Source organism: Gluconobacter sp. GP1, from assembly GCF_032913585.1.
Lineage (GTDB): Bacteria > Pseudomonadota > Alphaproteobacteria > Acetobacterales > Acetobacteraceae > Gluconobacter > Gluconobacter cerinus.
This window is the reverse complement of the sequence record NZ_JASGXC010000043.1, coordinates 1-1065: the sequence shown is the minus strand read 5'-3', so window position 1 is coordinate 1065 and position 1065 is coordinate 1. Positions and strand designations below refer to the sequence as shown.

Below are 1065 nucleotides of genomic sequence, written 5' to 3'. Positions count from 1 at the left end.
GAATCTGGGACATCGGGCCAGGGGTCGGAGGTGCGGTTGAGGCAAGGGCCAGCCCGGGGACGGAAGACAGGACACCCGCAAGCGGGTCCCCACACACGCGGCTGGCCTGAGCACTGTCCCATGATTGAATGGCCTGCTCGAGCCTGGAGGCGCGGGTGCGGAGTGCTACCGTGTCACCTGCGTCCGAGCGGGTGGCGAATGCCATGCGGAGCTTGACGATGCTGTCGCTCTGGCGGTTGCGCATCGCCTTCAGCTCTTCAAACCCTGAATTGATGGGAGTATTGGAGCCGAATTTCAGGAGATGCGCGATCTGCTCTTTCCAAAGCATGTAACTCGGCCGCACGCCTTCAATCAAAGCTGTCGCGCGCCATGGCATGCGGCGACCTGAAAGACGTGCTGCAAGCTCGGTAAATGTCGGGACCGGTTTGTTGCTCACGCCTGGCACCGGCATTTCGGGGACACGCGTCAGTTCGATCGGGCTCCAGTCGAAGACACCCATGCGGGCCGTGGAGAAGTCAGGCGTGCTGGCATCGTCACGGAAGAGCTGTTCGCGCAGCGGAGGCCACAGAACATCGGCCGCATCAGCCGGAGCATCCATCTCGGGAACGGTCCCGCCCGGTTTGCGAAGGGGCGTGGACGGCGTCCAGGCAGAGCCGATCGTATCGGGGTAGAGTTCATGGCGAATGGCCTGCAGACCCTCTTCGGGACTGAGAATATCCACCTGCACTGCTTCCGCACTCAGAGCATCACAGGTCCCCTGCACGAAGGTCTGATGGATCGTCCCAAGTTCGAGGCTCCCCAGAAGAGGGTTCTGAGCATCACCCAGGGGCGGCAGACCCTTAAGGTTTTTCGCCCGCTCGCGTTTGGCCTGTGACACTTCCTGCGATGACAGGCAGCCAGGACGCGTCCAGAGAACGAGGTAGGCGCGCTCCTGTCGCATGAAGGGCGGGAGCACTCTCTGTCGTTCCGTGAAGATGTCTTCAAAATCGGCGTTCAGCGCACCTGCAACGGTCCGTCGTTCATCGAGGTTTCGCCGGATGCTCTCACTGACACCCTCAGGATCGG

Annotated in this window: 1 pseudogene; it reads right to left on the bottom strand. The window is 61.9% G+C overall.

Annotation, left to right across the window (positions count from 1 at the left end):
* Window positions 1–1065 (bottom strand): annotated as a pseudogene (locus R5H23_RS17185) (type IV secretion protein DotO); the annotation flags it as partial.